This window comes from Litorisediminivivens sp. KMU-197 (assembly GCF_056858395.1).
The window spans coordinates 22228-39251 of record NZ_JBXEQG010000014.1 but is presented as its reverse complement, the minus strand read 5'-3'; the positions used below and the strand labels follow the sequence as shown (position 1 = coordinate 39251).

Sequence of the window (17024 nt, the reverse complement as noted above, 5' to 3'; positions counted from 1 at the left end):
CATGATGATCCGAAACCTGATCGCGACGTTCGCCCTGCTCGTCCTGGCCGCCTGCGGCGACGACGAGATGCAGTATCTGGTGGAAAGCAAGCCCTCAGACCTGCGCGTCACCGCCCGAGTGCACACGTTGCTGGTGCGCACCGTTTCGCTGCCGACCTATGCTGCGGATCAGAAAATCGTGGTCCAGGGCGCAGGCGGCGTGGTCAAGACCGAGGACTTCGGACTGTGGGCGGACGAACCCGAGCGTGCGACAACGCTAAGCATCAGCCGCAACCTCAACGCCATGACCTCGGCCCATGTGGCGCCCGAACCATGGCCCCTGCCCGAACCGCCGCAGGGCGTTCTGGACATCCGCGTCGAGACCTTCATCGCCACCACTGACAACACGTTTCGCATGTCAGGCCAGTATTTCATGGGATCGGAAATCCCGGACCCAATTACAAGCCTCGATCCGGACGTCCCGCCAAAGGTTCTCGCCCCGCCCTTGCGCGATAAGTCGAAGCTTTTCGATATCGTGATCCCGCTGGCAGTCCGAAGCCCTGCCGCCATCGCTGCCGCGCAGACCCTGGCCGTGACTCAACTGTCCGAACAGATCGCCCGAGACCTCGCGCGGTGACTTTGCCCCCGACCCCTGTGGATCAGATTTCGACGAGAGCCGGACGAACGAGTTCCGACCACAGAGCCGCCAGGTCGGGGCCGACGCCGGGATCAAATACCATCGCTTCCGGCCCGTCCGCGCCCCGCAGAAGCCCTACCGTGACTTCGGCCCCTGCCGGTTGAGACAGCAGAAGCAGTTCGTCGTCCCTTAATATCGCGGTGAAGCTTGCCTCGTGCAGACAGCTGTCAACCACGGCCGTCACCTTGCTGCACAAACCTGTTTGGGCGCGCTTCATCGAGGTCGCGCCAGTCGAAGACCGGACAGCGATCAGCACCTCCTTACTGGCAGCGTGAAGGTGCTGAAGCCGCTGCGCACTGTCCAGGATGTCCCATCTCAGTCCCATTGACTCCAACACCGCGGCTGGCGCGATCCCGTGGCCCTCGGCTTCGGTCCGGCAAAAAGTGATCTTTAGCGGCCTCTGATCGGGGAATGCCGCGCGCAGCAGCCTTGCTAGCTGCACGGTCTCATCCGGCAAGAGTGGTCTGTCCAGAAAATCACCAAAGGCGGCCTGCCCTGCCCTGTCACTCGCCGAAACGACCGAAAGCACGCGGCCTCCTGCCGCGACAAGCCGCAGGCAAGGCGCACCGTCAGCCGTCACCGTCATCAGCCTTGGCAATTGGCAGGTCCCGACCGCATCCAGCACCAAGCCGCAAGCCTCATCCACCGTCGCGGGCCGGACCACCTGGCTGGGGACTACACCGCGGGCCGCCACCCGCGCCAGTGTGGCGGCGACATCGGCCAGCGTCGTCATGCCCGACGCGCGTCCTGTGAGGCCACCCTCAGCGCGGCGGCCATGTCCTCAACCACGTCCGATAGCCCAGCACTCGGGGAGAATACGCCGATCAGCGCCTCCGACCCTGCGCGCACGAAAACCTGTACCCCTGTCGGTCCGGCAAGCATCGCTGTTGCAGAGCCAAGCGCAAAAACGCGGCAGGCGGTCAGGCAGAGCCCATCCAGTTGATCCTGGTCCAGCCGCAGGGCAGCGTCCGACCTCAATACCGTCCGGGCCGAAATGTCGGCCAGCAGCAGCACCTCGCAACCGTCAAGGCGCGCGCGTAATGTCAGCAGATCGTCTAGCGTCATGAAGCGAGCCTCCGCTCTCCTTCATGCCATAGCCTGGGTTAACGGCACCTTAGCGCGCCTATGCCGGGCTGCGCGCCGATATTCCTCGGACGACCCGCCGCGGCACCACCCGACCCCCTGACCCTGTTTGCTTGGCCGCCACCGGAGCGCGCGGCGCGGCAGATTGTGCATCCGGTCTGAGCTCCGGTTTTGGCTCGAGCACCAGCCCGCTGAGCCCGGCCTCCAGAAAGCGCACCAAGCCTGATGCTCCGCTTGCGTCCAGCGTCGCTTGGTCGTCCCGCCCGGCTATGGCTTCGGTCAGGGCGATGGGCAACACCTCGCGGAACATGCCGCCGGTTTCGTTGCGGACACGATCCAGCACCCTGCCCCGATCAATATCGTTCCTCAGCGTGTCGACCCGGGTGACCAGCAGCAGGCTTCGTGACCAGAGCTCTTCGGGAACCTGCTCCCACAGGGCCGCCTCGGACTGTCGCCAAGCCTGATTGGCCGGGGTACACCAGATCACCAGATCGACAAGCGTCAGGACCTGGGCCCAGTGGTCCGGTGCCATGCACGGATCCGAGGTGCCGGGCATGTCGATCAGGTCGCAGGCGTCCAGCACGTCCGCCTGCATCCGGACCGAGATCATCCGCGTCGTCTCTGTCCCGGCGTCGCTCCAGTCGTCCGCATCCATGGGCACATAGTCGCCGTCAGAAGTCATGCGCGTAACGCGGTCTTCGCCGAGCTGATACCACACCGGCGGCAGCTGCGTCGCGGTGACCTGGACCGGGGAAAGGTCCCGGCTGAGCAGAAGGTTCGCAAGGGTGCTCTTGCCAGCGCTGAACTCGCCCATCAGCGCGACACGCGGTTTGCGGTAGGTGGCTTCGACAGTGAACTGGGTGTTCATCGGTATGACCTTTCGGAGTTGCTTTGCATGACACGGATCCGCGCCCCGCGCCGGTCTTCAGAGGCGCCCTCGGCGAAGCTCAGCAAAGTGTCGCGTTGCGCGTGAATGAAGGCCTGTATCGCTTCGCGCAGAGCTTCGGCATGCGGATCTGCACAGTCCCGGCGCAGTGCGTTGACCATCGGGACGGTCTCTTCGAGTATAAGCCGCGCGAAATCGTCGGCCATGGCGCGCGCGCCGCGGCGTTTGCGCCAGAGCCGCGACCACCAGCCGCCGCGCAGATCCAGCGCGATGGTCTGGCCCAGACCGACCGGAGCCGTAGCCTCGGGCAACGGCGGAGCCATCAGCCTGTTCACGCCCTGCCCTGCGTCGAACCCGCTGGACAGAAGCGCTTCCATCTCGGTTACAGCCGCCTTGAGCGCGTCCTGCCCGGCCTTGCTGGCCCCCTGCGCGAAGACCTTGTAGGCAGTGCGCAGCAGCATCCGAAGCCCGGCCGGATCATAGCTCCACACCTCCCTGTCTCCGCGGGTTTGCAGATGGTCGGTGAGCGAAGAGGTTGCCCGGGCCAGAAAGGTGCGGCGGGCGTTCTCGGTACGGGCGGCGAAGGTTTCCTGCACCGGTTGCAGGCGCTGTTCGAAATCCCTCAGCGTGTCCTGCTCGATCTTGCGGAACCGGTCGGCCATCTCACGGGTACTCATGCGGCAGACGCTGCCGTCAAAGGTCTGCGCGTCCAGACCGTCTTCGCGGGCTCTGATTCCAGCGCTCAGATTGCTCAGACCTGCCGCGACGGTCTCTTCCAGTGCCGCGCCACTGCCTGCGGTAACCCGGTCCGCTATCGCCTGCCCCAGCGCCGGCACGCCAGACATTTCCCAGATGATCTCGATTGGATCACGCTGGGCCAACTCGGCACTCAAATGCGCTTCGGTCCAAGCGATCAGCGCTCCCGCGCTGCCTTGCCCCAGCTGATCCACGGTGCCCTGCACCGCGTGGTTGGCCCAGTGCCCGCTGCCAAAGAGGATCTGCGCCTCGGTCGGCCCATGAAACCGTTTCAGGACAGCCTCTATGCTGCGGCGGATTTCTGGCACGTCCTGAACCGGATCTGCTAGATCGTCGATGCGGTTGACGAAGATGATGACCTCGCGCGCCTCGACGTCAGAGATTAGCCGGATAAGCCCCAGATCGACCGCTGACAGTGCCTGCTGGGCCGAAAGCACCACGACACAGAGGCGCGCCTCGCGCAGTGCCTTCAGGGTGATCTGCTCGCGGATCATGAAGGTGTCGTTGACGCCGGGCGTGTCCTTTATGCAGAGACCCAGAGGGGTGTCCGCCCCAAGCCAAAGATCGGCGGACTTGGTAATGTCGGCAAAGCGGCCGCGCTTGCGGGAATCGGCGAAATGGTCGAGCGTCCAGTCCTCTTCGGGTTCGTTCCAGAAGTCGTCACCAAGGCAAACATAGCGTTCGATCAGTTCGGCATCGAAGCCATCGTATTCGTGGGTTTGGCCGAGAAGCAGGTGAAACTTGCGCCCCAGCCGCGCCTTTGATTTCTCGCGTATCTGCTCAAGCTGTGCGCGGACCTTCGCCAACTCCTCGTCAGCACCGGCGCGGGCCGCCATTTCGCCCACCCGTCCCCCCTGCCGAAGCAAGCTGTCCCACTCGGTGTCCGTGAAAAAGCGAAAGCTCGACCGACGGTCGTCTCGGTCCGGTTGCAGGTGCAGTGAGGTGACCACCGAAGTCCAAGGGTTCACATCCGCCGGCAGCAGTCCGGGCGCGCCGGTCAGAGCGTTGACGAGCGTGGTCTTGCCCGCCTTGACCTGCCCGATAAAGGTTACCCCCGGCTCAAAATCGCGGATCTGCTGACGCAGGCGTTTCGCCTGTCGGGAAATGGCGCGCAGGTCGGTGCCGGAGAAGCGGTCAAGCTCTGCGTCGAGCGTCGCCAGCCGGTCTGCCAATAGTGAAAGGGCCTCGAAGGGCGAAGGCAATCCCGCGGCTTCGCGGTGGTCTGTATCGGTCATCTCGGTCTGCCTTCTTCTCGGCTGCCTGACGCGGGCTCAGGCCGCCAGCAGGGTTTCCATGTCGTAGCGCACCTGAAGCAACAACTGCGCCGCGTCGGCTGCCTGTGCCGGTCCGCCTTCCATTCGCAGCAAAACCGCGAGGTCCCGGGCCTCTTCGAAAAGTCTCAAGAGCTGCGGCCAGGTCTCTTCGAGGGGCTCGGATTGCAGGGCGCGGCTGGTCAATGTGTCCAATAGGGTTGTTGCGGTCTCCAGCACCTCAGCCGCACCTTCGTCGGACAGCCCCTGCCGCAGCCCATCGGCAGCACTGCGCAGATGCGAAAACAGCCGCGCCAGATCGGCCTTGGCCTCGGGCCGGACGAATGGGCCTTCGGCAATGTTTTGCGGAATGTCGGAGACGCCTGCGCTGTATCGGCGCAGCAACAGGCGGGCGGCATGGAGGTCCTGTTCTCTTGCCTCTTCGACCACTGCGGTGATGTGCCGGGAAACGCCCGCATAGCCAGACTGACCGGCAGGCCGGAACACTGCCTCGAATGGTGGGTCAGCGACGTCCTTGAAGTCAGTCAGCACCAGAAGGCCGTGATTGCGCAAAGGCTCCGGTGCGGCCAGCCACAGGCTGGCTTCCTCTGCTGCAAAACGCTGCGAGCACCACAAGCAGATATCGACCCGCGACGAGGCCCAGGCCATTGCCGCCGCCGCATCACGCGGATCAGCCTCGCATGCCACCAACAGCAGGCTACGCCCGTTGAGAACGTCGGAGGGTGCCTCCACCTTCAGGAAGACCGGCGCCTGGCCCAAAAGTTCCGGCGACGGTAACCCTGCCCTTTCCAGCAAGGATCCGTCCGCAAGCGTCGCCAGTGTGTTTGGCACGGGACCGTACGTCAGCGTCAACGTCGGCATGTCAGCGGCGTCCAGCGGCAACCCCGACAATTCGCGCAAGAGCTTTCGCTTCCCGGACCCGGGAAGCCCAAGAATGCCGATACATGCCGGCGCCTCCAGCCGTTTCAGCATCGCTTCGCATGCCGCCCGTGCCTTCGCTGTGGGAGCGGAATGCGCCAGATATTGCAGGTGCCCTGTCACCTCCTGCCGCGTCATGGCGCCCTTCTGCCGGTCAGGCATCCTCCCAGGCCTAGTGTGATGCGGCGGATCATACCCGCTGCCGGTTGCGATCGCCGGGTCAGGCGGATCACGGCCACCGATGTGTTGTCTTGATCGGGCAACGCGCGCTCTTGCACAGCGGCCAACAAGGCCTGCGCAAGGGTCGCACTCGGGCGAAAGCGGTAGGCCTCGCTCATCTTAGCGATTTCGGAACCCGGCAGGGTTTCGATCCCGTCACTGCCGAGGATGACGATATCGCCTCGTTCAAGTGTCAGTGGCTCGTCCGGGCAGTCGATCCTGGGTACGGGTCGGCCGGTCATCGCCGAGGTCAGACAACTGCGATCGGGGTGGGTCTCTGCCTCGGCAACCCCTATGGCGCCCCTTGCGACCATCATGTCGATTTGCGGAGCCATCGAGTGATCTTCGTTGAGGCGATGCAACACGCCACGGCGCCACAGGTACAAGGGGCTGTCGCCGACGGAAATCCACCGCAGCTTTTCCCGATATGCCATCACGGCGAGCATGGTTCCGCCGGTGTCCTTGCCGATGTGACCGGACTCGATATTATCCCTGAGCTTCCGGTTCGCGCTGCCCAGTGCGGCCGTCAGGAGGGTCTTCGCATTGTCCTGCATCAGACCGTGGCGGGCCGCCGTCAGGAACAGTTCACCGAACATTTCGCCCGCAAGTATGCGGGCTGCGAGATCGCCATCCTCATGGCCACCCATGCCGTCCGACAAGACCGCGAATCCCAGTTCCTCGCCCGGGGGGAAATGCGCGATGACAGCGTCTTCCTGACGGGCGCGGGCGCCTCTGCTCTGGGCGGCGTGAGCCTCTGCTACAAGGTCAGCCATTATGACCTTCCTCGTCGACCCGCCATGAGTAGTCCGGCGTGCAAAAGGCCACGAACCGCAACATGGTCTTGCCGATCCGCAGGGTATCGCCATCGCGTAGTTCTTCCGTGCTGAGCAGTGGATTGCCATTCAGACGGACAATGTTGGCCTTGCCGCCATGGCCAACGTAAGTCCGGTTTTCCTCTTCATCGAAGGCGATCGATACATGCCCCTTGCGCGAAATGGCGCTGTCACCGAAGTCGAGCGCAATGGTCTGGCTTGCGTCGCGCCCAAGTGTGGATAGCCCGGCTGTCAGCGCATAGGATGCGCCCCTGCCCGGCCCCTCGGTAACGACCAGCCAGCCGATGGGAAAGCGGGTCATTGCCGACGAGGCCCCAGGTATGGCGTCCAGTACATCGGTGTGTGCGAAATCGTCATGAAAACCCAGAAGACGGGTTTTCGCCCGGTCGTTGGAAGCGTTGGAAACGCTGGGTTTAGGCGGCAGTGGGTCCTCCGAGCACTTGGCAAGGATCGCGCCTGTTGTTTCAACTTCGGGCTCCGATCCAGAAACCGCGGGCGGATTAATATCCCAAATCTTTGGTCGAGGCGTTGCTGGCTCCGGGCTTGCCTGGGTCACGATATCTTCACATCCATCCTCCGGTGCGCCCGCCAGCGTTGGGCGAACCGGACGCGGACGAACACCATCCGGTCCCGGAACATGGGCGCGGCCGTCCCGCGCACGGGCGATGTCGCGGTCTTCCGCCAACGACAGGTCTCGGGTTTGCGAAGTGCACGGGTCTACCGGGTCTTCGACGCTCGGGCGACTGACTGGCGGACGGCGGCGTGCGATCAGGTTCTTCAATCCGGACATGTCATCCCCTTTCTGCAAGGTGTTTGCGTGGCACGGGAGCGATCCGATCCAGCAGCCTTCCCAGCAAGGATCGCGGGGATGAGGGTGCGATCAACGCGACTTCCTCCGGCGCGGCCTCCTCGGTGCTGGTCTCATTGAGAATGGCCCAGTAATCGCGATCAGGAGGCCAATTGTTCGGAGGCGCCGGTTCTATTTCGACAGGCTTCGGGATGGATGTCGCGATGGCCTTGTGGTTCTCTTCAACCAATGTTGCGATCTGGCTGGAGATGTCCGGCGCTACAGTTCCGCCCTGCCCTGCCGTTTGTGCGTCACCACTCAACGCGGCCAGCCATGCCTCTGCCGATGGCAGACGGTCCCGCGCAAACAAGCTCATGCACCGGTCGATGGAGGCCAGAAGCTCCGGATCGTGCGCAGGATACTTTCCGAGCAATTGCTCATACGGATCCGGTCTATGCTCTGCCACAGCCGCCAAACGCAGCGAGGAATTCGGTGGCGGCGTGCCGGTTATCAAGTGATAGAAAGTTGCTGCGAGGGCGTAGAGATCACTGGCGGGAGACTGGGTACTGCCCGCGATGTAGAACTCCTGCGGGGAGTAACCATCCTTGACTGTATAGACCCTGCTGAGGATACGGCTGGCCTGGGTAACGCTTTGAAGGGCGGCGCCGAAGTCGATCAGGACCGGTGTGCCGGTCAGATCCAATATGACGTTGTCGGGCGAGATGTCGCGGTGCAGCACGCCGCTGTCATGGACATAGCTCAGAGCTTGCAGAAGGATGACTGACAATTCCCTCAGGGCCGCGGGAGACCGAACCTCGGGATGCTGTTCCAACAGATCGAGAAGGTCGGTGCCTTCGACGAAATCCAGCGCCATGTAGGCGGTGCCGTTGGCCTCGAATATCTGGTGCACGCCGACGACATTGGGATGGTCGAGCTGCGCAAGCGTCCGTGCTTCCTTCTGGAAGAGCGTGACAGCGCGATTGAAATCCACTTCGTAGGTTTGCGATCTCAGCCGTACGGTCCGCCCTGCCCGGCAACAGATTGCGTTCGGAAAGCACTCCTTGATCACGACCTTCCTGCCGAGGGAGTCATCCGCAAGGTAGGTTATCCCAAAGCCACCGCAGTTGAGATAGCGTTTGATGACATATTGCCCGTCGCAGAGCTCGGTTCCGGTCGGCAGTTCGTCTCCTGCCGGTACAGGTTCTATCGAGGTCGGGCTTGGACATAGGATATCAGCTTGCATCCTGCGAATTCACGCGCAAACACAGGCTCACAGGTGAAGGTTTTGCGCCAGAACTGTGGCTCTTGCAGCCAATGCGATTTAAATGCTGAAGGCCCTTGTTTTTGCGGTCAGCCATGCGACGGGTATCTCAGGGGTTGGCCATGGCCAACTTTTGGCTGGGAACAGTGGACTATTCGGGCAAGATAGCCGTCAGGGTTTGTAACCTTGGAAATTCGGTTGGCTATCCAGTCCTGATGCCGAAGGGTTTCAAGGGGCCCAAGTTTTCTCAGAGACGTCAGAACCGTTTCCGCGCTTATCCCAAGCAATCGCCCAATATCCAGGATCAACCTGTGCAGGCCCTGTACGGTGTTTGGTATGTCAGGATAATAATGCGGTATGGCGGAGAGCTTGCACCAAATCTCTGCCATGGTTTGCGACGCGGTGTTATTAGTATCTGGTTTTTCTGGTTCTTTGTGCCGGACGTTTTGTCCGTCAGTGACGGGCACTTGGCTTGCTTTCGTCGTGTTGTCGACGGCTGGTTCAGCATCTGGAAGGGTAATGGCCGATGCCAGGATTTCGGTCAGTCTGGCAAGTACAGCGCGGGCTTCAGCCAATGTCGTTCCGACCCGGCGCAACAGGTTGCGGGTGTTTTCGATATAAGTGACGTGGGCACCGGGCAAATTGAGTTTCAGGCACTTGCTCCGCAAATCCTGAATACAGGCTTTCAGTCCGCGAAGCTCCTCGGCTTCTTGCCGACGGGTTTCAGCCATGGCGATCAACGCGGCTGACTGCGCAAGAAGCGGGGACAGGTCGATCCCGAAGGCACCGACGATCCGACCCTTGCGGTGTACTGGAAAACGCTTGCCATTGGCGCTGTCGCGGCGGTGGATCAATCCGACGTTTTCCAACCGTTCGAGGTGGCGACGCAACTGGCGGTCGCTGATGCCCTTGGCACGGAAGCAGAGGGTGTCGTTGGCGGCAAACACCGTAAGCAGGGTAAGCGGTGTGATCGGCAGGTCTTTCCCGGTCTGCGGATGCTTGCAGGGCAGGCAACTCAGCAGCGCGTCCAAGACAGCAACCGATGCCGGCCGAAGCCCCAGATCGCGGCCCACAGTGTTGACCGCGGTCATCAGGGCGCGGCGGGTTATAGGGGCGAAGCCAGGTTGGTCTTCAATTCGGCCAAGGCCGTGAAAGCCCACCGGTGCGTAGCGGGCACAGCTATCCTGTGCCTCGACGAGCGTCGTCGTGACTGGTTCAGATCTCATTCATTTTCAGACGGCAAATGTCTACCGGTCACCGAAATCGGTGTTGCAGCGATTCGTTTTTGGGGGTACCAATAGAGTGCTAGTAAATCGGGACCCTCTGGAGTGCTTAACCGCCTTCGGGGGGTTTCTTTTTGCGCTTCTGTCTGCCTCCTTGCTGCTCGGTTTTGGTTCGTGGTATGATGTTGGCCGCGGCCAACATCAACGTTATCAATGGTTTATCACTGTTTCAGCTGCTTCCACTCCACATAGAGTGCCGCCAAGCGGTCTTCGACAAAGCCTATAAAATCCTGCTCTGTCCTGTCCGATATCTCGATCACAAGGCGCTTGCCTTTGGATTTCGCTGCCAGGGGCGCGTTCTTCACCTTGGTCAAAGGCGATGAAGTCTTTTTTTTCGCCGGCTGGCTCGCGGCGGTCAGGTCATAGGCCTGAAGGGCCTTCACAAGGCTTGTCAGCTTCTCTGCCGGTGTGCCTCTGGCCGGAACCATTGCAAGCAATGCATCTCCGGCCACCGCGTTATTGGCCGTCACCAGCCGCCTGAGTTCCAGCCAGGGTCTGCGGCCGGCATCATGTGCCGCACCGATCTTGTAAATCACGGCGTCAGGCACATCGCGTGCCACGCCGATCAACTTGCTCAGAGTGCCCTTGTCGACTGCCAACACCTCGCCGATCTCAGCGCGGGTGAACCCCTGCGCTTCAAGCCTTGCGGCAAAAATTGCCTGTTCGATGAAGCTGCGTTCCAATCGGGCGGAGTTTTCCAGCGCTTGTGAGACAAGCGCCTCACGCTGGTCCATCTCCTTGATGTAGGCCTTGACCTTGATCCCGAGCGCGCGGCAGGCGGCGATACGGCGACGTCCATAGACAACTTCGTAGCGGGGCCCGGCGCCACGGCGATAACGAAGCAGGGCAGGGAGTTGCTGACCTGACGTCCGGATCGATTCGATCAGGTCGCTCAATCCATCGGACACGTCAAAACGGTCCGCAATCTCTGAATCTGCGATCTCGGAAATATCGACCTGTTGGGCCGACTGGGCCGAGACCTGCGACAGCACGTCAGACATGCTTTTTAGGGAGCGCGGAGCGGCCTCTTGGGGCGGGGTGACCGGCAAATCTGCCTCAGTGGATTTCGTACCCATTTGGGCGAGGCTCTTTGCCAGCAGGTCACGCTTCATCTTTGCCTCCCCGACCCCAGGCACTCTGGATCATCTTCTCGATGTCATTGGAAAATCCGATCGCAGACTCCAAGGCCCGGTCATAGGTCTTGCGGTTCTTTGAGCCCACGAGATCAACCTCGAAGATCGTCTTCTGCGACAACCCGGCCTCGCTGACCGCCGATGACTTGACGAAGGGCGTGTGGATAACGCTGTCGCCAAGCAGCTGACGGATCCATTCGGCCAGATCCTGCTGCGTGCTGATTGCGGTGTCGAAGCGCGTGAGCAGATATGCAAAATTGTCGTAGGCCCCTATGCCGCCATTGGAATAGAGCACCTCGAGGATCCCTGAAGCCATGGTCAAGAACTGGCTGGCCGAGGCCAAGTCCACGCGTTCGGGGATGATTGTCATCAACAGCGACGTGGACGCGCAGACCGCGGCCATGGTCAGGTAACCAAGCTGCGGTGGGCAGTCGATCAGGACGATGTCATAGTCGTCTTCCACTTGCCGCAGGGAATCGCGGATTCGGTTGAAGAACACAGGCTGTTCGCCACGGCTCAAAGCGGTTGGGGTCTCGGTTTCGAACTCCGACAGCATGATGCCGCCGGGGACAAGGTCGAGGTTCGGGAAATACGTGGGCCGCAAGATATCGGTTATCGGTACGCGGGACGTATCGCCATCGTTGTATCGGATCGCATCGTAAAGCGTGCCGCCCTGACGAAAATCAATTTCGGGCTGATACCCGAAAAAGGTTGTCAACGATGCCTGGGGATCAGCGTCCATCAGGCAGACCCTATAGCCGCGCAGCGCCAACCGCATGCCCAGCGTCACCGTGGTTGTCGTCTTGCTGGACCCGCCCTTGAAGTTGACCGTAGACCAAATCTGAAGCTTGTCGCCCGCACGGCGGCCGGGCAGGAACTGGTCGGGGTCCTTGGCGCTCTGTGCGAGGATCTGTCTGATCTCAAGGATATTCTGGGCGGTATAGAGCCGCTTGTTTCCCGGACCCTGTTCAACGTCGGGGATGCGACCGTCGAAATGCGCTTTGCGTAGATACCCGTCGCTCACCCGCAAGAGTTCACCCACTTCGGCAGTGGTGAAGCTGCGCAGTGTCTTGGCCTCTTTCGGCGCAAGAAACAGCTTTGACATGTGCTCCAGCGCTTCGGAGAGCCTGTCGGCATCCGTTTTTAGCTTGTCATGCAGCACAGGGTGCATAGTGTCCGCTCGTTTTCTATCGACCTGTACCGCGTTACGACACCCCGCCTGAAAGGGATGATGCTCTAGAAACGCCGAGGTCATATTTTTTTGTCTTATCGCGTTACAGGTATGCCGTTAGAGAGATTGAAACTCAAGAGAAATGTGTCGGTGCCACTTGTGGTTCGATAAGTTGAGACCACAAGGTCGTGCGTGCCAGAAGCCACCGCCGAGCAGATCGTAAATCCAGATCAATGAAATTACTCGAAAAAATTGCCTTCCACTTATCCACAGCTTAAAGCCATAGAAGGGGACGGCATTTCAGTTAAGTAGGGTGAGTAACGGCGAGCTAGCCTATGCGAGGGGCAAAGTGTCTGGACGAATGACCAATTGCGAATCCCTAGTCTCGAGTAAAACTGATCCCGATTGCCGGCATAAAGCCGGAGTCCCGTTACTTGAACTTAAGCTTGCCTACCATCAACACGATCAAGAAACTGCGACATAATTATCGGACGTCGCGTTGCTGGTTAACCAGCGGCGGTTAGACTTACTAACTGAAGGCGTATCCGCCGTCGCGATCATCGCCTGAGGGCTTGGCCGCGTGTTTCGGAACGAAGTGGGTCAGCGCATCAATGCCAAAAGGGAGATCACGATGATCACCGCTGCGGCCCCCAAAAGTACGGGTACGCGGGAACGGGCAGGACGGGTCTTCCCAGGCGCGGCCTCGGGAATTGTGCGCAGCGGCGTCTCGGAGGTCCGGGCGGTTTCGATGGCTCGCGCGGCACGTGCTTCAGCGACACTCGGGGAGGCACCTCCGGCCTCGGCATCAGTGCCAAGCGGCGCGGCGGCGGGGTCGGGTGCGTTCACCTTGTCTCCGGTACGCCCGCTGTCGATGTCATTCCGCAGACGATTGGCCTCGGCAGGACCACTAGGTCGCGCCGCGTGGGAGGGATTTCCGCTTCGGGCCATGAAGTCTGCTCCTTGCCTGACGCTTGCCCAACGGCGCGTAGAAGCGAATGTTCCAATCTTGCAGTCACGCGGCATCGGCGGAATGCGCTAACTCGGAACCCCGGTGACCTCCGGGCGTTCATCCTTCGTCGAAGCTATATCGAGGATCAAATGGACCCGCAGACACGACATGTACTCGTTGTCGAAGATGATTACCTGCAAGCTGAGGAGATTGTGCGGTTCATTCGCGGCACCGGTGTAGAGGTGTTAGGACCCGTGGCAACCGTTGAGCGTGCGATGTCGTTGGTGCCCGCTTCGAACGCTGCCGTGCTTGACATCGATCTGTCCGGCGAACTTGTCTTCCCTCTGGCTGACGAACTGGTTCGCCGCGGCATACCCATCGTGTTCTATACCAGTTGGCCCGGTGACAAGGACTTGCCGCGCAGGTTCTGGTCTGTTCCGATCATCCGCAAGCCGATCTTCGACATTCGTGACGCGGCAATCGTCACCTTCGCCGCACAGTCGTTCGAGACGGTTGACGACGTCCGTAACGTCCTGCCGAAGCTGCGCGTCGCGGCACGATTGATATATTGCGATCCGGTGGTCGCCGACCGGTTGGTTGAGCGCATTTTGAAGGATGCGATCTCTCATGTCAGCGATGGCAACAGCCTCGGGGAGGGTGATGCCAAGGTGCGCTGGCTGATCGAACGGATGCGTCATCTTCTGGATTGCCATGGTACAGACATCATGAACTGAGGCGTCCGCGGGACCACGATTGGATACCGCGGTGTCTTGGATACGTTTACAGATATTTGACAGCTCGCGGGGTTGAACATCGCCCGGATATGCGCGGATATAACAGTTGCCGGTCCAGTCGTGTCTACAATGTAGCCGGCATGATCCATGCGGAAGGCCAATGACATGACCGACAAAGACGATGTGGCCAAGCCCTCGAATGAGGCGCAATTCGATCAACACGTAAAACAGCAGCTGTCTGAAATCCGCAAGGAAGATACCCCTGAGCGTCTATTGATCCTTGCGCAGGAATTGCAACGGCTTCTGCGGTCCGCAGAGAGCTAAGTTGCCTCGGACTTCATTTCCTTACCCAAGGGAACAATGACAGTACCCCCACGTTTTGGTTGTGACGCAAAGCGGTGTGGGGGGCGCGATGCCATTTGAAGAACCTTCTATACTGGATCCGCAGGCTACGATCGAATGGCTGCCAGCGCTTCGTGCCTTCGCGCGATCCCTGACCCGCAACATCGACGAAGCCGATGACTTGGTTCAGGATACGCTGGTCAAGGCAATCCGCTACCGTGAGAAGTTCCGCGAAGGCACGAACCTGCGGGCCTGGCTGTTCACCATCATGCGCAACACCTTTTACAACACCCGCGCCAAGGCCGGGCGAGAGTTGACGGGCGCATCCGACTGCGTCTCGGGTGAACTAACGGTTCCGCCAACGCAGGAATGGTCAATACGCGGACAAGAGGTTATGGCAGCCGTCAACCGGCTGCCCGTGCATTACCGCGAGATATTCATCTTGGTGATCATGCTGGGCGAAAGCTACGAATCCAGCGCGGAGATTTGTCAGATCGCCGTAGGTACGGTGAAGAGTCGCGTCAACCGGGCGCGCGCGATGGTGATCGAGGACCTCGATGACGATGCAGTGTGAACAGGTCGTGTCTGCACTTCGTGGTGTAACCCGGCTCGTCCTAGGGCCACGGGCGGTCGGATAATGTCATGGAACCAGGTCCAAAACGCCAAGACTCCAACGAAGAAGGCATGGTCCAGCTATGCTGCATTGATGCACTGACCTGCGGAGACACCACGCTCAAGTCCGTCGTTCGGCAGCTGTGCAGTGACACGAGCCTGTCATATGTAATCAAAGCCGAAGGGACCATACCCGAGCAGCTTGCAGAGGTGCTTGCTGCTCACACCGATATGGCCGTCCATCCGGTGGGGGACCAGACTGAGGTAAGGGCAGGGCGCATCTACGTGATCCCGGCGGGAAGCGTGCCTTCTGTCCAAGGCGTTAGCATGCGTGTCACGAAGGTGCCCACGCAAGACGGTTCGCAGAGCCTGCGTACGGCGAGCCGGTATCGGCAGTTGCTCGACGCGATTGATGATGGCGTCAGTATACTCGACGCGATTTTCGACAGTGACGGCGCTTTGTCAGACCTGAGGGTGGTCGAGGTCAATGCGGCCTTCGAACGCCAGACCGGTCTGGCGCAACCCGAGGGGAAGTCCCTGCTTGAGCTTCTCGGCACCTTCGAAGACCACTGGCGTGACGCTTTTTCGAGCGTGGTCCGTAGCGGTGAAGCCGAACGGATCGAGGCAGGATCGGTCGCGTTGTCCCGGGTTTTCGAATGCTACGTTTTTCCCTTCGGCGCGCCTGATGAGAACCGCGTCGGCACCCTGTTTCGCGACATCAGCGACCGCAGACAGGCCGAACAACGGCAGGACTTGCTGACCCATGAGCTCAGCCACAGGGTCAAGAACACGCTGGCAGTGGTTCAGGCTATCGCGCGGCGCCCGGTCAATGATGACATGACCATGGCCGATTTCCGTGATCGTTTCCTCGGACGGATCAAGGCTCTGTCACGCGCGCATGACGAGCTTTTCAAAACCCGCTGGAAATCCGCGGACCTTGGCGAACTGGTCAAGGAGACGCTGCACGCCTACGGTAGTGCGGACGACGGGCGGCTGACGTTCTCGGGCCCCGATGTACGACTTTCCCCTCGGCAGGCGCTGTGTCTGGCACTGGTGTTGCACGAACTCGGCACCAACGCGGCCAAACATGGATCGCTTTCGTCCACGAAGGGCCGGCTGGCAGTCTTGTGGAGCATAGAACAGGGCGACGCAGGACAAGACGTCGTCCTTACATGGCGCGAACGGGGCGGCCCGTCTCCGACTTGCACCGATCCCGAGGACGGCTTCGGCATGCACATGATCAAGCAGGCCTCAGCCTATGAACTGGATGGAAAGGTGCAACACGTGCTGAAGCCCGAAGGACTGGAGCTCTCGATTAGGTTCCCATTGGCCTGACAGGATCGTTTGTGCGCCGCCACAATTCAGTGTCCGGCTGCTTGATGGATGTTTTAAGCATTCCTGAAGGTCCGATGATCAAGACACCAGCAGGTTGGTTCGAAGGATCAGTGTCCGCCGAAGGCCCCGAACAATCCAACTGCGCCGACCAAGATCAAGGACAGCGCCCAGATCAGATCGAGATTGAACCAGGTCCGCGACAGAAACCGCAAGCCCAGCCAGAAATAGAACAGCAGCGCCAGCGCCCCCCCGGCGACAACCATTGCAGCCGTATGTATCGCCGCGACGACAAGAGCCGTGCCGATATTGGATGCCATGAGCGACAGCGCGGCACTGTGGCCGGTATCAAGCGTGTCTGCCTCGCACAGCCCGAGGTACATCGGCACCAGCATCAGCCCTGCGCCATGTGCCAATGCGGCAAGGAAGGACCACATCGCCAATTGCGAAGGTGGCACCCGTGACAGGAACCGCGGGTGCCGCCGGTTGATCAGCAGGTACAGGCCCATCGCAATCACCACCAGCGCCGCCGCGATCCGGAATTCGCGCTGCCAGTCGACCAGCGCCACCATCAGCGAAAACGGCATCAGGATCACGGTCATCGACAGGAAGTGTCCCCCCGCCAGCGCAGCCAGTGCGCGGGGCAGGGCGGTCGCGCGGCGCTCCATCAGTGCCGCGGACACCGCGAGGGGCCAGCCCATGCCGGGGTTGAGACCGTGATAAAGCCCGACCGCGATGACGGCCCACCACAGGCCGAGATCGCCGGTCATGACGCTCC

At 61.0% G+C, this 17024-nt stretch carries 17 protein-coding genes; 5 read left to right on the top strand and 12 right to left on the bottom strand.

Annotated elements, in window-relative coordinates:
* Position 1: 1 nt before the first annotated feature.
* Positions 2 to 616 (top strand): PqiC family protein, encoded by a 615-nt coding sequence (locus AC04PT_RS18740; protein ID WP_482875313.1) that lies wholly within the window; start codon positions 2 to 4, stop codon positions 614 to 616.
* Between the two features lie 22 nt (positions 617 to 638).
* On the opposite strand, the gene AC04PT_RS18735 is transcribed toward AC04PT_RS18740, so the two are convergent.
* The 11 genes from AC04PT_RS18735 to repA form a co-directional block, all read right to left on the bottom strand.
* Positions 639 to 1409 (bottom strand): hypothetical protein, encoded by a 771-nt coding sequence (locus tag AC04PT_RS18735; RefSeq protein ID WP_482875312.1) that lies wholly within the window; start codon positions 1407 to 1409, stop codon positions 639 to 641.
* Positions 1406 to 1741, bottom strand: a complete 336-nt coding sequence (locus AC04PT_RS18730) for a hypothetical protein (protein WP_482875311.1) — start codon at positions 1739 to 1741, stop codon at positions 1406 to 1408. Before AC04PT_RS18730 ends, AC04PT_RS18735 begins: the two co-directional genes overlap by 4 nt.
* 58 nt (positions 1742 to 1799) lie before the next feature.
* Positions 1800 to 2627, bottom strand: coding sequence for a dynamin family protein (locus AC04PT_RS18725; protein WP_482875310.1), 828 nt, complete (start codon positions 2625 to 2627; stop codon positions 1800 to 1802).
* Positions 2624 to 4636, bottom strand: coding sequence for a dynamin family protein (locus AC04PT_RS18720; RefSeq protein WP_482875309.1), 2013 nt, complete (start codon positions 4634 to 4636; stop codon positions 2624 to 2626). Before AC04PT_RS18720 ends, AC04PT_RS18725 begins: the two co-directional genes overlap by 4 nt.
* Positions 4637 to 4672: 36 nt before the next feature.
* Complete coding sequence (locus tag AC04PT_RS18715) at positions 4673 to 5644, bottom strand: hypothetical protein (protein WP_482875308.1); 972 nt, start codon at positions 5642 to 5644, stop codon at positions 4673 to 4675.
* A gap of 80 nt (positions 5645 to 5724) precedes the next feature.
* On the bottom strand, positions 5725 to 6582 hold the full coding sequence (locus AC04PT_RS18710) for a PP2C family protein-serine/threonine phosphatase (protein WP_482875307.1): 858 nt from the start codon (positions 6580 to 6582) through the stop codon (positions 5725 to 5727).
* Positions 6575 to 7432 (bottom strand): FHA domain-containing protein, encoded by an 858-nt coding sequence (locus tag AC04PT_RS18705; protein WP_482875306.1) that lies wholly within the window; start codon positions 7430 to 7432, stop codon positions 6575 to 6577. Before AC04PT_RS18705 ends, AC04PT_RS18710 begins: the two co-directional genes overlap by 8 nt.
* A gap of 1 nt (position 7433) precedes the next feature.
* Positions 7434 to 8672, bottom strand: a complete 1239-nt coding sequence (locus AC04PT_RS18700) for a serine/threonine-protein kinase (RefSeq protein WP_482875305.1) — start codon at positions 8670 to 8672, stop codon at positions 7434 to 7436.
* 107 nt (positions 8673 to 8779) lie between these two features.
* A complete protein-coding gene (locus AC04PT_RS18695) occupies positions 8780 to 9916 on the bottom strand; it encodes a helix-turn-helix domain-containing protein (RefSeq protein WP_482875304.1) in 1137 nt (378 codons plus the stop codon).
* 218 nt (positions 9917 to 10134) lie between these two features.
* On the bottom strand, positions 10135 to 11085 hold the full coding sequence (gene repB / locus AC04PT_RS18690; RefSeq protein ID WP_482875303.1) for a plasmid partitioning protein RepB: 951 nt from the start codon (positions 11083 to 11085) through the stop codon (positions 10135 to 10137).
* Entirely contained in the window at positions 11075 to 12361 is a 1287-nt protein-coding gene (gene repA, locus AC04PT_RS18685; RefSeq protein ID WP_482875302.1) for a plasmid partitioning protein RepA, read from the bottom strand. The genes repB and repA overlap by 11 nt, the downstream gene beginning before the upstream one ends.
* 1014 nt (positions 12362 to 13375) lie before the next feature.
* Between repA and AC04PT_RS18680 the strand changes: the two genes are divergently transcribed.
* The 4 genes from AC04PT_RS18680 (at position 13376) to AC04PT_RS18665 (ending at position 16249) form a co-directional block, all read left to right on the top strand.
* Positions 13376 to 13960: a response regulator gene (locus AC04PT_RS18680; protein WP_482875301.1), complete on the top strand. Its 585-nt coding sequence runs from the start codon at positions 13376 to 13378 to the stop codon at positions 13958 to 13960.
* 165 nt (positions 13961 to 14125) lie between these two features.
* Positions 14126 to 14284: a hypothetical protein gene (locus tag AC04PT_RS18675; protein WP_482875300.1), complete on the top strand. Its 159-nt coding sequence runs from the start codon at positions 14126 to 14128 to the stop codon at positions 14282 to 14284.
* Between the two features lie 88 nt (positions 14285 to 14372).
* Positions 14373 to 14876: a sigma-70 family RNA polymerase sigma factor gene (locus AC04PT_RS18670; RefSeq protein ID WP_482875299.1), complete on the top strand. Its 504-nt coding sequence runs from the start codon at positions 14373 to 14375 to the stop codon at positions 14874 to 14876.
* 68 nt (positions 14877 to 14944) lie between these two features.
* Positions 14945 to 16249, top strand: a complete 1305-nt coding sequence (locus AC04PT_RS18665) for a sensor histidine kinase (protein WP_482875298.1) — start codon at positions 14945 to 14947, stop codon at positions 16247 to 16249.
* Between the two features lie 107 nt (positions 16250 to 16356).
* On the opposite strand, the gene AC04PT_RS18660 is transcribed toward AC04PT_RS18665, so the two are convergent.
* Positions 16357 to 17016: a hypothetical protein gene (locus AC04PT_RS18660; protein WP_482875297.1), complete on the bottom strand. Its 660-nt coding sequence runs from the start codon at positions 17014 to 17016 to the stop codon at positions 16357 to 16359.
* Positions 17017 to 17024: the final 8 nt, after the last annotated feature.